Annotated in this window: 13 protein-coding genes; 9 read left to right on the top strand and 4 right to left on the bottom strand. The window is 73.8% G+C overall.

The annotated features are described in order from the left end of the window. Window positions 1–80: 80 nt before the first annotated feature. A complete protein-coding gene (locus QK442_RS23610; protein WP_282696039.1) occupies window positions 81–611 on the bottom strand; it encodes a TerD family protein in 531 nt (176 codons plus the stop codon). A 241-nt stretch (window positions 612–852) separates the two neighbouring features. Between QK442_RS23610 and QK442_RS23605 the strand changes: the two genes are divergently transcribed. After that, on the top strand, window positions 853–1458 hold the full coding sequence (locus QK442_RS23605; RefSeq protein WP_282696038.1) for a YdbC family protein: 606 nt from the start codon (window positions 853–855) through the stop codon (window positions 1456–1458). A 4-nt stretch (window positions 1459–1462) separates the two neighbouring features. Here QK442_RS23605 and QK442_RS23600 read toward each other — a convergent pair whose 3' ends face one another. Beyond that, window positions 1463–2137 carry a TetR/AcrR family transcriptional regulator gene (locus QK442_RS23600; RefSeq protein ID WP_282696037.1) on the bottom strand — a complete coding sequence of 225 codons (675 nt, stop codon included), beginning with the start codon at window positions 2135–2137 and terminating at the stop codon, window positions 1463–1465. Window positions 2138–2228: 91 nt separating this feature from the next. Between QK442_RS23600 and QK442_RS23595 the strand changes: the two genes are divergently transcribed. The 5 genes from QK442_RS23595 (at window position 2229) to QK442_RS23575 (ending at window position 7319) form a co-directional block, all read left to right on the top strand. Beyond that, window positions 2229–3845 carry an ABC-F family ATP-binding cassette domain-containing protein gene (locus QK442_RS23595; protein ID WP_282696036.1) on the top strand — a complete coding sequence of 539 codons (1617 nt, stop codon included), beginning with the start codon at window positions 2229–2231 and terminating at the stop codon, window positions 3843–3845. Window positions 3846–3878: 33 nt separating this feature from the next. Further along, window positions 3879–4538: a histidine phosphatase family protein gene (locus QK442_RS23590; protein WP_282696035.1), complete on the top strand. Its 660-nt coding sequence runs from the start codon at window positions 3879–3881 to the stop codon at window positions 4536–4538. 12 nt (window positions 4539–4550) lie between these two features. After that, entirely contained in the window at window positions 4551–5465 is a 915-nt protein-coding gene (locus tag QK442_RS23585) for an ADP-ribosylglycohydrolase family protein (protein WP_282696034.1), read from the top strand. A gap of 414 nt (window positions 5466–5879) precedes the next feature. Next, window positions 5880–6587, top strand: coding sequence for a ribonuclease HII (locus tag QK442_RS23580; protein WP_282696033.1), 708 nt, complete (start codon window positions 5880–5882; stop codon window positions 6585–6587). 108 nt (window positions 6588–6695) lie between these two features. Beyond that, on the top strand, window positions 6696–7319 hold the full coding sequence (locus QK442_RS23575) for a hypothetical protein (RefSeq protein ID WP_282696032.1): 624 nt from the start codon (window positions 6696–6698) through the stop codon (window positions 7317–7319). A gap of 52 nt (window positions 7320–7371) precedes the next feature. Here QK442_RS23575 and QK442_RS23570 read toward each other — a convergent pair whose 3' ends face one another. Together QK442_RS23570 and QK442_RS23565 are read right to left on the bottom strand one after the other, a co-directional pair. Then, entirely contained in the window at window positions 7372–7998 is a 627-nt protein-coding gene (locus tag QK442_RS23570) for a hypothetical protein (protein WP_282696031.1), read from the bottom strand. Between the two features lie 228 nt (window positions 7999–8226). Beyond that, window positions 8227–10410 carry a RecQ family ATP-dependent DNA helicase gene (locus QK442_RS23565; protein ID WP_282696030.1) on the bottom strand — a complete coding sequence of 728 codons (2184 nt, stop codon included), beginning with the start codon at window positions 10408–10410 and terminating at the stop codon, window positions 8227–8229. A gap of 141 nt (window positions 10411–10551) precedes the next feature. Here QK442_RS23565 and QK442_RS23560 point away from each other — a divergent pair, with 141 nt between their 5' ends. The 3 genes from QK442_RS23560 (at window position 10552) to QK442_RS23550 (ending at window position 14986) form a co-directional block, all read left to right on the top strand. After that, on the top strand, window positions 10552–11940 hold the full coding sequence (locus QK442_RS23560; protein ID WP_282696029.1) for a DUF4192 domain-containing protein: 1389 nt from the start codon (window positions 10552–10554) through the stop codon (window positions 11938–11940). A gap of 115 nt (window positions 11941–12055) precedes the next feature. Then, a complete protein-coding gene (locus QK442_RS23555; protein WP_282696028.1) occupies window positions 12056–14113 on the top strand; it encodes a glycogen debranching N-terminal domain-containing protein in 2058 nt (685 codons plus the stop codon). A 108-nt stretch (window positions 14114–14221) separates the two neighbouring features. Continuing rightward, window positions 14222–14986, top strand: coding sequence for an NUDIX domain-containing protein (locus QK442_RS23550; protein ID WP_282696027.1), 765 nt, complete (start codon window positions 14222–14224; stop codon window positions 14984–14986). Window positions 14987–15070 lie beyond the last annotated feature (84 nt).

Here is a 15070-nt window from a genome sequence, read left to right as displayed (position 1 = left end):
GCGGGCGGTGGGACCGGGTGCCGGTTCCACCGCCCTTCGTCCTGTCCGGAGTCCGTGGAGGGGTGAGGGGGCGGCAGGGGTCAGGCGCGCGCGGAGCCCATGAGCGAGCCGAAGGTCTGCGGGTCCGTGTCGAACCCCCGCAGCAGGGGCCGGAAGGTCCAGCCCGCCGAACCCTCCCGGGTGAACTCGACGACGGTCGCCGCCGTCGCGTCGGCGACCGCGGCGAAGTCGTCGCGGAGCAGCTCCGTATAGCCCTCGCTGACGCGTACGGCGGTCTGGGCTATGGATCCGAAGACGAGCCGGCCGCGGCCCTGCTGGATCGCCACGCCGACCACCACGCGGACGTACCGGGGAGCCAACCGGTCCAGTTCGAGGGTCATCACCTCGTCGTCACCGAAGCCCTGTCCGGTACGGCTGTCGCGGTGGAGGGTGATCGTCCCGTCGGGGGAACGACTGTCGAAGTGGACCAGCTGTGCGGGAGCGCCGTAGGGGTCCTCGGAGGTGAAGACGGCGGCGACGAGATCCAGGTCGTGCGCCGGTGCGCCCGAAGGTGCCGCATCCCACTTGAGCGCCACCTCGACCTTGCCGACGCCCTTGTTGAGTCCGCTCACGGTGCTTCCCCTTTCCCTGTTCCCCGTATGGACCCCTCGCCCGGGTCCTTCCTCATGGTGTCACGCGGGTACGACAGTTGGGTCTGCGAAGGTCGCCCAGCGCCGTTCCGGGGCGGGGACGTGCCGGAACTCGACGCCCGACTGGCCTGAAAGAGCCGGGTGCCTGACGGCGCCTCACCCCGTGTCGCCCATCTGTGATGACGGTCTGCCGGGGCGCTCCTCCGACCCGTACGATGGCGCGGTGCTGGTCAAGTGGATTCGCTGCGCCGTCGTGGACCGCCGAGGCTTCGAACGGGGGCAGCGGAAGTGGGCGGGGCTGCTCGGTGAGCCGGGTTTCCGGGGACAGGGCGGCGGTTGGAGCCGGGCCCGTCCCGAGATCGCGCACATCTTCTCCTTCTGGGAGAGCCGGGCCTTCTACGACTCCTTCATGGCCCGCTCGCACGACCGGCTGGCCGCCGCGCAGTCCGGCACCTACAAGGACGCGCAGGTCAAGCTCTTCGACCACCGCTTCGACGTGAAGACCGGTTTCGAGCCGAAGTTCGCCGACGCGGACGTGGCGCGGGTGGCGCACTGCCGTGTCCACGAAGAGCGCGTGGAGCACTTCGCGTTGATGCAGGAGAAGGTGTGGAACCCGGCGATGGCCGGATCGCCGGGCATGCTGCGGGGGTTGTTCGGCGAGGCGCCCGGGCATGAGTTCCTGGTGCTCTCGCTCTGGAACTCCACCGCGGAGCACGGCAAGTACCGTGAGGAGCGGGTGGAGCGCCTCGGCCTGAGGGCGCAGACCGAGGCCGACGTGGCCGCGCTCACGGGTGACATCGTGCGGCTCGAATCCGCCTGGACCGTCTGAGCGTTCAGCCTCCGGGGGCGGTGGCCGGACCGCCGGTGGCCGGCGCTTCCGCGCCTCGGGTGAACACGCCCGCCGCCACGGCCGTCAGCGTCGCCTCCGCCGCCTGGTCGGCCAGTTTCTCGTCGACGGGTTCGCGCGTGACGAAGAGGCGGAGGAAGAGGGGGGCGGAGGCCGCCCGGACCACCGCGCCGGCATCGGTGCCGACCGGCGCCTCGCCCCGGTCGACCGCCCGGGCCACGACCTCCTCGCAGCGGCGGAACCGCTCCGCGTAGAAGGAGTGCAGGGCGTCGGCGGCGCGCGGCGACTGGAACGCCGCGCCGACGAAGGCGGTGGGCGCGGCGGCGCGGGCCGGATCCCCGAACCCCTCGACGACCTCCCACGCGAGGGCGCGCAGGTCGCCGGCGAGGCTGCCGGTGTCCGGCGGGGTCCAGGCGTCCTCCCCGGCGAGGGCGAGGGCGTCGGCCACCATGCCCTCCACGCTGCCCCAGCGGCGGTAGAGCGTCGTCTTGTGCACGCCCGAGTGCTCCGCCACGTACTCCACGGTCAGGGCGGGATAGCCGTGCTCGGCCAGCCCCGTCAGGACGGCGTCGCGGACGGCGGCCCTGGTGCGGGCGGTGCGGCCGCCGGGGCGGCGGCTGCCCGGGGCGGGGGCGTCGGGGTCCTCGATCGAGTCGTTCAACTGCTACTCCCGTTGCGTTAGTGGTTCCGAGTGTGCCACACTCACATTAACGCAACAAGAGTTGTGTTTGCTGTAGCTCCTGGGAGGTGCCATGCCCGCACAGATCTCGCTCCACGACGTGACCGTCTCCCGTGGAGAGCGGATACTCCTCGACCGCGTCTCGCTCTCCGTCCGCCCCGGCGAACGGGTCGGGATCGTGGGGGAGAACTGGGCGGGCAAATCCACCCTCCTCCACCTGCTGTCCGGCGCGGTCGCGCCGGACGAGGGCCGGGTCACCGCCTTGGCCGACGGCGGCCTGCGACTCCTCCGCCAGACCCCCGACCTGCCGCCGGAGGACACGGTGGCCGACGCCGTCGACTCCGCCCTGGCCGAGTTCCGCGCCATGGAGAGGCGCCTGCGCACACTCGAAGCACGTCTGGACCGCGGGGCGGTCGACGACCTCGCGGAGTACGGGGACGTGCTCACCGCCTATGAAATGGGCGGGGGATACGAGGCCGACGCCCGTATCGACAAAGCGTTCCATGCCCTCGGGATCGCCCGCATCGCCCGGGACCGCCGGCTCGGCACCCTCTCCGGCGGCGAACAGGCCCGACTCGGCATCGCCTGCGCCGTCGCCGCCGCACCCGAGGTGCTCCTGCTCGACGAGCCCACCAACCACCTCGACGCGGACGCGCTCGACTGGTTGGAGGAGTCCCTCCGGGCCCACCGGGGGACCGTCGTCGCCGTCTCCCACGACCGGGTCTTCCTGGAGCGCGTCACCACCGCCCTCGTCGAGGTCGACACCGACCGGCGGACCCTCGTCCGCCACGGCGAGGGGTACGCGGGTTTCCGCGCGGCCCACGAGGCCACGCGCCGACGACGCCGGCAGGAGTACGAGGAATGGCGCGCCGAGACCGAGCGTCTGGAGGCGTACGCGGAGGGGGTGGCCCATGCCGTGGCCGCGGGCCGCGTCATGAAGGACAACAACAAGATGGCCTACGGCCGGGCCGGCGGCCGCGTCCAGGCGTCCGTCTCCGGGCGTGTGCGCAATGCCAGGGAGAGGCTGAGGCGGCTCACGGAGCAGCCCGTGTCCGAGCCGGCCCCGCCCCTCGCCTTCGCCGCCCGCCCGGAGGCCGGGGCGGCCCGGGGCGAACTCCTCGCCCTGGACCGGGTCCGGATCGGAGACCGGCTCGCCGTCGACGCCCTCGCCCTGGCGGCGGGCGAGCGACTGCTCGTCCACGGGGGCAACGGCGCGGGCAAGTCCACCCTGCTGCGCGTCATGGCCGGCGACCTCGTACCCGACGAGGGAGAGGTGCGACGCCGGGGCAGGGTCGGCTTCCTGGCCCAGGAGGTCACCGTCCGGCGGCCCGCCGAACCCCTGCTCGCCGCCTTCGGACGCGGACTGGGACTCGGGCTCGACGAGGACGGACTCGCCGAACGACTGCTGTCGTACGGACTGTTCCGGTCCGCCGATCTCCTCGTGCCCGTGGGCTCCCTCTCGGCAGGGCAGCTGCGCAGACTCGCGCTTGCCCGGCTGCTCGCCCGCCCCGCGGACCTGCTCCTCCTCGACGAGCCCGCCAACCACCTCGCCCTCGGCCTGGTCGAGGAGCTGGAACAGGCCCTGGAGGAGTGGCCGGGCGCGCTCGTGGTGGTCTCGCACGACCGCGCGCTGCGCCACCGGTTCACCGGGCGGATACGCCGGATGGACTCCGGCCGTCTCCGTGGCTGAGACGGAGGGAACTCCTCCCTCTAGGGTCGGAGCATGGCACGACCGCGGCGCATCGTTCTCGTACGGCACGGAGAGTCCGAAGGCAATGTCGACGACACCGTGTACGAGCGGGAGCCCGACCACGCGCTCCGGCTCACCGAGACCGGCCGGCGGCAGGCGGAGAGGACGGGCGTCTGGCTCAGGGAGCTCTTCGGCGACGAGGCGGTGAGCGTGTACGTCTCGCCCTACCGCCGCACCCACGAGACCCTGCAAGCCTTCCGGCTGCCGCCGGGACGGGTCAGGATCCGCGAGGAGCCGCGGCTGCGGGAGCAGGACTGGGGCAACTGGCAGGACCGGGAGGACGTGCGCCTCCAGAAGGTCTACCGGGACGCGTACGGCCACTTCTTCTACCGCTTCGCGCAGGGCGAGTCCGGAGCCGACGTCTACGACCGCGTCGGGGCCTTCCTGGAGAGCCTCTACCGCAGCTTCGAGGCCCCCGACCATCCGCCGAACGTCCTGCTGGTCACCCATGGGCTGACCATGCGGCTCTTCTGCATGAGGTGGTTCCACTGGAGCGTGGCCGAATTCGAGTCGCTGTCGAATCCGGGCAATGCGGAGACCCGGGTCCTGCTGCTCGGGGAGGACGGGCGCTACCGGCTGGACCGCCCGTTCGAACGCTGGTGTACCCCGGAACCGTATGGTCCCACCGGATAGAGTGGCGCACCGATGACCGCTGACTCCTCATTCGACCGGCGCTTCGATCGCGCCCTCGCCAGTCTGCGCGGACTGGCCGTGGGGGACGCTCTGGGTTCCCAGTTCTTCGTCCCCGCGAACTACCCCCTGCTGAAGCGGCGCGAGCTGCCCCCGGGCTCCTGGCAGTGGACCGACGACACGGAGATGGCCTGCTCCGTCCTGGCCGTCCTCGCCCTGCACGGCCGCATCGACCAGGACGCCCTGGCCATGTCCTTCGCTGAGCACCACGACTTCGACCGGGGCTACGGCCCCGCCGTCAACCGGATGCTCCGGCTGATCAGGGAGGGCGGCGACTGGCGCGAGCTGGCCGCCGCGCTCTTCAACGGCCAGGGCTCCTGGGGCAACGGCGCAGCGATGCGCATCGCCCCGCTCGGCGCCTGGTACGCGGACGACCCCGAGCAGGCGACGCACCAGGCCGAGATCTCCGCCTACCCCACCCACCAGCACCGCGAGGCCGTCGTCGGCACCATGGCCGTTGCCGCGGCGGCCGCGCTCGCCGCCGATCCGGCCGGCCCGCCCACGCCAGAGGCGCTGCTCGACGGGGTCATCGCCCTGGTTCCGCGCAGCGCCGTCGGCGCGGGGCTGCGCCGGGCCCGCGACATGCTGGACTACGGCGACGCAGGGACCGTCGCGGCCGTGCTCGGCAGCGGCCGACGGACCAGCGCCCACGACACGGTGCCGTTCGCCCTCTGGTCGGCGGCCCGCGGCCTGGGCGACTTCGAGACGACGTTCTGGACGACGGCCCAGGTCGGCGGGGACGTCGACACGACCTGTGCCATCGCCGGTGGCGTGGTGGCCTCCTCGCCCGCGGGCGCGCCGCCGTCCGACTGGCTGAACCGGACCGAGGCCCTCCCCGCCTGGTTGCCGCAGGGCGTGACTCGAAGCTGAGCACGACGGGCACCGGCCTTCGCGGCGTCGCCGTGCACTTGAGGGCCGGTGCCCGACCAGTGGGGCAGTGTCGGGGGAAACGGTCTGACGAACTCGCGCTCCGGCCCCGCCCTGTGGGTGGTCCTTCACGAGTGCGATGGGGATACCACCGTGTACTTCCGCGCAGCGATCGAGACAGGCTTTGTCGGGCCCTCGAAGCGGCTCTTCGGATGTGTGCTGGAGCGCGGGATCGCGCGCGGAGAGGTGTGCGGAAGCGAAGAGCGGGGGCGGCGCGGTGTCCGAGGTCGTCGACCGGATCACGGTGCCGCCGATGCGCTCGGGACCGGTATGGCCGGGCTCGGGGCGGGAGGGAGGGGCGCTGACGGGAATCCGGGTATCGCGCGCGGCACTCGGCGGCGTAACCTGTCAAGCGCCATGCCGTACGAACCCCCTACCCATACCGTCGAGCGGTCGCTCCGAGCCGCCACCGGCGCCAAGACCGTCGCCGGGGTCGACGAGGTCGGACGCGGGGCATGGGCCGGGCCCGTCACCGTGTGCGCGGCCGTCACCGGTCTGCGCCGTCCCCCCGAGGGGCTGACCGACTCCAAGCTGATCACCCCGAAGCGGCGCACCGTGCTCGCCGCCGATCTGGAACGCTGGGTCACCGCCTACGCGCTCGGCGATGCCTCCCCACAGGAGATCGACGAACTCGGCATGACCGCGGCGCTCCGCCTCGCGGCCGTCCGGGCCCTCGACGGACTCCCGGTCCGCCCTGACGCGGTGATCCTCGACGGCAAGCACGACTACCTCGGCAGCCCCTGGCGGGTGCGCACGGTGATCAAGGGCGACCAGTCCTGCATCGCCGTCGCCGCGGCCTCCGTGATCGCGAAGGTGCGGAGGGACGCCATGATGGCGGAGCTGGAGACCGGTCCGGACTGTGTCGGCTACGGCTTCGCGGCCAACGCGGGCTACCCTTCGCCCGTCCACAAGGCCGCCCTCGAAGAGCTGGGGCCCACCCCGTATCACCGGCTCTCCTGGTCCTACCTGGACGCCATGCCCCGATGGCGCCATCTCAAGAAGGTCCGTCTCTCCGCGGAGGCGGCCGCTCTGGAGAGTGGGGGCCAACTCGGCTTCGACTTCTGAAACTTCCGGTCGCGGGGCCTCGCCGACGAGGGCCCGCCGGACCGGGGGGCGCCCTTGTGCGCCCACCCGGCGGTGCCGTCCGAAACGGCATTTGATAGACATCCACCCATGCCTCTCCCTCCCGAGGAGCCTCAGATTCACGAGAGCGCTCAGGGTCCTAGCGCCACCGCGGCCGCCGGCCGCCCCGCGCCGACCCCACGTCCCGTACCCGGCCCGCGTTCCGCGGCCTCCCCGCGTCCCGGCCGACCGGGCCCCGGCCCGGCCCGGCCCGCGCCACCGGCCCAGCGACCCGTTCCGGGCCCGCCCGCGCCCAAGAGCCGTCCGGAGAATCGTTCCGGCGACAGTCCGCAGCTCCAGCTCATCCCGGCTTCGGTCGAGGGTGCCCTCGACGCCGCCGAGGAAGCCCTCGATCTGCTCCTGGACAGCGGTCGGCCGCCCGGTGAGGTCCTGGTGCTCACCACCGGCGACCGCCACCCGTGGGCCGCGCACGAGCTGACCTTCGGCGAGGCCGCCTACTGGGCTCAGCAGGACACCGCCGAGGACGTGTTCTTCGCGGACGCCGCCTCGGTGGACCGGGTCATCGCCCGCCCCGTGGTGATAGTCGCGGTGAACGGCGGTGACGACGACGTGGCCGCCCGTGCCCTGCCGGCCGCCCTTTCCCGAGCGGGTTCCCTGCTTGTGGTCTGCGGCGACCCGCAGCGGGTCAACGCCCTTCTCGGCGCCGGAGTCTGACCGGTCGCGTCTCCGCCGGACCACTCCCGGTCCGGCGGAGCGGCCGGGCGGTTCAGCGCGCCGCTGCCCTGCGCAGGGGCTCGGCCGCCCCGCCCGCCGTCCTCGGCGCGAGGTGGCCGAGCTCGGTGGACGGTGCGCCGAGCTCGAGCGGGGCCGAATCCGAACTCGGCCGACGGCCTCCCCGGCCCTCGCCGAAGACCTGCCAGCCGGTCTTGGTCAGCGTGATGTACGCACCGCAGCGCAGTCCGTGGAGCGTGCAGGCGTCACGGAGCCCCCACATCCAGGCCCCGTCCTCCTCCGTCCAGCGCTCGTCACCGTCGCGGCAGTACACGAGCACCGCCGTCCGGACGGGAGCGCGGCGCCGCAGGTCGTGCGGGACCACACGCCGCAGGTGGGCGAGGAGCGCGTTCCGGAACTCCCAGCCGTCGGCGGGGCCGGGGCGGCGCACGAACGAAGCGCTCGCCGTGAGCCGTTCCTCGTGGTCGAGCACCGCCACGACCGCGGTCGCGGGCAGGGGCCGGTGACGGGAGTGCAACCCGCTCACGACCTCACGCGGACTGCGCAGCAAGGGAATTCCGGCTGCGGCCCAGTCGGTGGGCTCCAGCATCCGGGCGAGACGGCTGGCAGAGGTGGAACTCGAGCCGAGCGAGGCGGTGGACGGAGCGAATCCGAGGGTCACGGTCCTCCCTTCGGATACGCGCGCGCGAGGCGGGCAAGGTCGGGTGAGGGCGCAGCACGGCACAGTCCTTCCGGACCGCTTCGAGCCGTGTGGGGCGGTTCCCCAATTCTTGCTTGGCCCGAGCGGGGGCGGCAACGAGCAATTGAGGCGGCTGACGGTAATGAGCCGTTATGCCACTGATATCCCTGCCCGGTTACCCATTATTCACTCGTGGTTTCCCGGCCCTTCTCAGCCCTGGACGGCGAGCGCCAGCGGGAAGACCCCTTCCACACCGGACCGACGCAGCAGTCGCGCCGCCACGGCCAGCGTCCAGCCCGTGTCGGACAGGTCGTCCACGAGCAGCACAGGACCCCCTGCCGAGGCCACCCGCTCCGAGAGCTCGGAGGGGATCTCCAGGGCCCGGTGCAGCCCGATCACGCGCTGGGCGCTGTTGGTCCGGGACAGACGGACGTCCTCCGCCTCCGGCGCGTACTCCACCGATCCGAGGAGGGGCATCCGCCCGATCTCGGCGATCCGCGCACCGAGCGACCCCACCAGGGCAGGATGCCGCCGCGAGGCCACGGTGACCACCCCGGCCGGCCTGGGCGGCGCGTCGGGGGTACCGGAGGCCCAACCGCCGGGCCCCTTCGCCCAGTCGGCGAGCACCTGGACCACCGCCTGCACCACGTCGTCCGGCACCGGCCCGTCCGGTGCGGTGTCGGCCAGGAGGGGCCGGAGCCGGTTGCCCCAGCCGATGTCCGAAAGACGTCCGAGAGCACGGCCGCCGAACGCCTGCTCACCGGCCGGGATCCGGCCCTTCAGATCGACACCGGCGGCGGCCAGCCCCGTCGGCCACATCCGGCGCGGCTCCAGCTCCACGCCCGGGCGTCCCAACTCGCCCCGGGCCGCGTCCAGCGCCGCGTCCGACACCTTCGGATCGAAGCGTGGTCCCGCACAGTTGTCGCACCGGCCGCAGGGCGCGGCCTCCTCGTCGTCCAGCCGGCGGCGCAGGAACTCCATCCGGCACCCGGCCGTGGTGGCGTACTCGCGCATCGCCTGCTGCTCCTCGGACCGTTGCCGGGCCACCCAGGCGTACCGCTCGGTGTCGTACACCCACGGCTGTCCGGTGCTCTCCCAGCCGCCCTTCACCCGCCGCACGGCCCCGTCCACGTCGAGGACCTTGAGCATCGTCTCCAGTCGGGTGCGACGCAGCTCGACCAGCGGTTCGAGCGCGGGCAGGGACATCGGCCGGCCCGCGGAGGCGAGCACGTCGAGCGTCCGGCGCACCTGCTCCTCCGGAGGGAAGGCCACGGAGGCGAAGTACCGCCAGATCGCCTCGTCCTCCTTGCCCGGCAGCAGCAGGACCTCCGCGTGCTCCACACCGCGTCCGGCGCGGCCGACCTGCTGGTAGTAGGCGATCGGCGAGGACGGCGAGCCGAGGTGCACGACGAAGCCGAGATCCGGCTTGTCGAAGCCCATGCCGAGCGCCGAGGTCGCCACCAGCGCCTTCACCCGGTTGGCCAGCAGGTCGTCCTCGGCCTGCTGACGGTCCGCGTTCTCGGTGCGCCCGGTGTAGGAGGCGACCGTGTGCCCGCACTGACGGAGATACGCGGTGACCTCCTCGGCGGCCGCGACGGTGAGGGTGTAGACGATTCCGGAACCGGGCAGCTCGTCGAGGTGGTCGGCGAGCCAGGCCAGACGGTGGGCCGCGTCGGGCAGCGTGACCACACCCAGGCTGAGGGACTCGCGGTCCAGCGGGCCGCGCAGGACGAGGGCGTCGGTGCCCGCGCCGGTGCCGAGCTGTTCGGCGACGTCCGCCGTCACCCGGGCGTTCGCGGTCGCGGTGGTGGCGAGCACCGGCACACCGGCCGGCAGCTCGGCCAGCATCGTGCACAGCCGCCTGTAGTCGGGCCGGAAGTCGTGCCCCCAGTCCGAGATGCAGTGCGCCTCGTCCACCACCAACAACCCCGTGGCCGCAGCGAGCCGCGGCAGCACCTGGTCACGGAAGTCCGGGTTGTTCAGCCGCTCGGGGGAGACCAGGAGGACGTCGACCTCGCCGTCGGCGACCTCCTGGTGGACGCTCTCCCACTCCTCCGTGTTCGACGAGTTGATCGTGCGGGCCCGGATGCCCGCCCGCGCCGCCGCCTCCACCTGGTTGCGCATGAGGGCGAGCAGCGGCGAGACGATGACCGTGGGCCCGCTGCCCCTCTCGCGCAGCAGGGAGGTCGCCACGAAGTACACGGCCGACTTGCCCCAGCCGGTCCGCTGGACGACCAGGGCCCGGCGGTGGTCGGCGACCAGCGCCTCGATGGCACGCCACTGGTCCTCGCGCAGTCTCGCCGTACCGGTCGGGTCCCCGACGAGTCTGGCCAGTACGGCGTCGGCGGTGGCGCGGAGCGCGGCGCGGTCTTCCGGGCGGTCTGCGTGGGTCATGTGTCCATGCAACCCGATGCCTCGGACATTCGGCGAACGAGGCAGAGATCTGTGGATAGTGCATATCAGATCATCACACCGTATGTGCGGAGTTATCCACAGGGGTTGTCGGAAAGCGGAGATCACGAGAACGTCCTCGCCATGAACGCGAATCACCACGAAACCAGTGCATCCGCTCGCGGCCGACAGGTCACCCTGCGCAGCGCAGCCGAACTCGCCGACGCCCTGCCGTTCGTGCTCGGCTTCCACCCGACCGACTCGGTCGTGCTCGTCGCCCTGCACGGTGAGAACGGACGCTTCGGCGGCCGGATCCGGCTCGGCATTCCCCGCTCGCCCGGTGAGTGGGACTCCACCGCGGACCACCTCGCCGAGGTTCTCGTCGACATGTGCGCCAAGCGCGGCACACCACCCGACGGCATCGTCGGCTTCCTCTGCCAGGACCCGGGCACGGGCGAGACCGCCCGCGAGGTCCACGAGCGGCTGCGGCCCTTCGCCCAGCGCCTGCGGACCGCCTGCGGAGCCCTCGACATCCCCGTCTACGAGGTGCTCTGCATCTCCGGCGGACGCCACTTCTCCTACTGCTGCCCCAACCCCCATTGCTGCCCGCCCGAGGGCACCCCGCTCGCCCTCGGCGGCACCTCGGTGATGGCGGCGGCCGCCACCTACGCGGGAATCCAGGTCCGGGGTTCACTCCGGGAGATGGAAGCCCGCTTCAAGCCCACCGGCGCACCCGGCGACACAGAGCAGCGCGCCGCCCTCGACGCGGCCGCCGCCGACATCGTCCCCCGCGTCGTCGACGGCGCGGACGAAGAAGGCCGGGCGCGGCTGCGCGAGACGACGCTGGCCCTCGCAGGCCGGCTCCTGAACAGGTTCGCCGGACCGCAGCTCCGGGTCGGCGCGGACGGAACCCGCCGCGGCCAGGCGGCGATCGACGCGGACGACGACGCCCTCGTCGACCACAGCGACGCGGCCGCCCTGATCCTGGGACTCCAGGACCGTCTCACCCGCGACCGGCTCGCCGAATGGATGGAAGGAGCCGAAGGCGCCGCGGCCGGACGGCTCTGGCGTGTCCTCGCCCGGCGCTGCGTCGCCCCCTACGAGGAGTACGCCGCCGCGCCGCTCACCCTCGCCGGCTGGGCCGCCTGGTCGACCGGCGACGAACCGACCGCCCGCGTCGCCCTGAGTCTCGCCCTCCAGGCGGACCCCGAGTACCTCTTCGCACGGCTGCTGCACCAGGCGTGCAACGAGGGCCTCGACCCCGAGACACTCCGCACCTGCCTGCGCCAGGAGCGGGAGACCCGGGCCGCGGCCGAACAGGCGGCCGCCGCGCCCGCCCGGGGCGCCCGGACCCGGATCCGGAGCCGAGGAGGACGCCCCGCCCGGCCGCGGCCGGCGCTCCCGAGGGCGGCGGGCACCGCCCGGCGAGGCCGGGGGGCACCGGGAGTACGGCACGTCGGGCGCGCCGCGACCCGGCCGGGAGGCCCCGCCCCGCACCCCGGAGGCCGGCGCGGCACGAGGAGCGGCCGGTGACGACCGTGACCCCGCGCACCCCCCGGCCGTTCACCTCTGTGGCGGGGCCGGGCGAGCCATACCGCCGACGCCCTGCCGGCCGTCCGGATCGCACAGAGAGCACGCCACACCCCTCATGGTCCACAGCCCTGTTCCGACCCCCGGCCACCCGACGGAACGGCCCAGCAGACAAATCCCCCCGGACGGCGGTGTCCCCGCCGTCCGGGGGAACCACCCCGGAGAACTCCCCCCGGTCCACGACGCCCTCCTGTGCGTCGCCCTGCCCGCCTTCACCCTCTCTCCCGAGCACGGCCAGCTCACCGGCCGCGGACCGGAAGGCGTGTACGCCTCGGGACGGCGCCTCCTCTCCCGCAGCGTCCTGCGGGTCGCCGGCCGCGAGCCCATCCCCCTTCAAGGGCGGCTCGCCGCCGCCGACCGGGCCGTGTTCGCCGGCGCCCTCCGGGCCCCCGGCGACACCGGCCCCGACCCGGGTGTCACCGTCGAGCGCTCCCGGAGCGCCGACGGCACCGAGCGGATCACCCTCCGCAGCGCCTTCCCGCGGCCCCTCCGCCTCCCCGTGGAGGTCGCTCTGGGCACGGATCTCGCGGAGCTGGGCGCGGTCGCGTCCGGCCGACCACGTCCCGAACTCAGAGCCAGCGTCCACGGCACCGGACTGCGCTGGACCGCCCCCGATGGACGCTCCGTCGCCGTCACGGCCGATCCGGCGCCCACGGACGCCCTGGCGGCGGCCGGGGTGCTCCGCTGGGAAACCGACCTCGCCCCCGGCGCAGCCACCACTCTCCACCTCCGTGTCCACGCCGACCGGAGCCCCGGTGCCACCCCGCCCGGCGGCACCGGGCGCCCCGGCGGCCACCTGCTCTCCGACGCCCAGGCGGAGGGCGACGACCGCCGCCCCGGCGTGCTGCTCCGTACGTCGGTCGAGGACCTGCGGGCCCTCCTCCAGCGCGACCCCGCGCACCCCGCGGACGTCCATCTCGCGGCCGGCGTCCCGTGGCGCTGCGGACCGGTCACCGCGGAGGCGCTCTGGGCGGCCCGTATGGCCCTGCCTCTCGGCACCCGGCTCGCCGCCACCACCCTCCGCTGCCTCGGCCGCACCCAGGTCGCCGGCGGAACCGAGTCCGGGCGTCTCCCCGGCCCGCTGCGGGACGCCGGGCCGCACCTCCCGCCCCGCTGCACCGGAGTCGAGGCCACCCTCGCCTTCCCCGTCGTCCTCGCCGAGGCACGCCGGTGGGGCCTCCCCCAGGCCGACCTGGACGAGCTCCTTCCGGTGGCGGAGCGCTGCCTCGCCTGGCTGCGCCGCGGCCTTGACGCGGACGGCCTCCTGCCGGACCCCGCGCCCGGCGGACCCTGGCGGGCCGAGACCCAGGCCCACGCCCATCGGGCCGCCCTGCTCGGGGCCGACCTCCTCGACGCTTGCGGGCGGCCGGGGGCGGCGGACCTCCGGGCCGCGGCCCGCACCCTGCGCGAACGGTTCCGGAGCGAGTTCTGGCTCGACGATCCGTCCGGCGGCCGACCCGCCGCCGCCCGGGCGCCCGAGGGACACTCCTGGGCCCAGCTCGGCGGGTGGGCCGCCCACCTCCTCGACACCGGTCTCCTCGACAGCGGCCGGTACGCCCGGGGGCTGCTCGACCAGGCGGAGACCGAACAGCTCGCGCGCCTGCTCGGCACCCCCGCGCTCGACTCCGGCTGGGGGCTGCGCAGCCTCGGCGCCAAGGAGCCCGGCCACAACCCGTTCGGGCACCGGGCCGGAGCCGTCCGGGTCCACGAAACGGCCGTCGCCGTCGCCGGCCTTGCCGCCGCCGGATACGAGAAGGAGGCCACGGCGCTGCTGCGGGGCCTGCTCGACGCCGCCGAGCTCTTCGGCCACCGGCTGCCCGAGATGTACGCGGGCGAGCAGCGCGCCGCGGGCGCGCGCCCCGTGCCGCACCCGGCCGCCTGCCGGCCCGCCGCCGTCGCGGCCGCCGGAGCGGTCCACGCGCTCACCGCCCTGGCCGGGATCCGGCCCGACACCCCCGGCCGGAGCGTCGCGGTGCAGCCGATGGCCTCCGCACCGCTGGGGGCGGTCCGGTTCTCCGGACTCGTGGTCGCCGGCGAGCCCTTCGCCGTGCGGGTGAGCCGCCTCGGACTCGGTATGGTCGAGGAGGCCGCCGAGGGTCTGCAGCTGGGGGTGTGACGGATGCCGGGCACGGAGACGAGGAAGTCCTCGGGACCGGGGGAGGAAGTCAGGGACGAGAAGCGCACAGGGCGTGTTTATCGTCAGGAAGACGACTATGATCGCGGCATGCCTCCCTACGACCCGTCGGCCTTCCCGCCCTTCGCCGTCACCGTCGACTTGGTCGTCCTCACCGTGCGGAGCCACGCCCTGTGCACTCTGGTCGTCCGCAGGGGAGAAGCGCCCTTCCGAGGACGGTGGGCGCTGCCCGGAGGCTTCGTCCGCGCCGACGAGGACCTCGGCGCCGCGGCCGCGCGCGAGCTGGCCGAGGAGACCGGACTGCGCGCCCACGACCCGTCGGCCCCGTCGCCGGTGCCGGACAACGGCGCGCACCTGGAACAGCTCGCCACCTACGGAGCGCCCGAGCGCGATCCGCGGATGCGGGTGGTGAGCGTCGCCCACCTCGCACTCGCCCCCGACCTGCCGGCGCCGCGGCCCGGCGGGGACGCCAACAGCGCGCGCTGGGCCCCGGTGGAGGAACTGCTCGACCAGGCGCGGGCGGCGGGCAGCGACTCGCCGGACGCGCTCGCCTTCGACCACGCCCAGATCCTCTCCGACGGGGTGGAGCGGGCTCGTTCCAAGATCGAGTACTCCTCGCTCGCCACGGCCTTCTGCCCGCCCGAGTTCACCGTCGGGGAGCTGCGCCGGGTCTACGAGGCCGTCTGGGGCGTCTCGCTCGACCCGCGTAACTTCCACCGCAAAGTCACCGGTACCCCCGGCTTCCTCGTCCCGACCGGCGGGACCACCACCCGTCAGGGAGGCCGCCCCGCCCAGCTGTTCAGGGCCGGCGGCGCCACCCTCCTCAACCCGCCGATGCTGCGCCCCGAGGTCTGAGGGGCGCGTCCTCCCCGCCGCCCCCGGGTGGCAACCCTGCGGCAAAAGTCCGAAATCTGGCGTTATCTTGCTGCGATAGCGCCG

This window comes from Streptomyces sp. CC208A (assembly GCF_030010625.1).
Taxonomy (GTDB): domain Bacteria; phylum Actinomycetota; class Actinomycetes; order Streptomycetales; family Streptomycetaceae; genus Streptomyces.
This window is presented reverse-complemented; position numbering and strand designations above follow the sequence as displayed.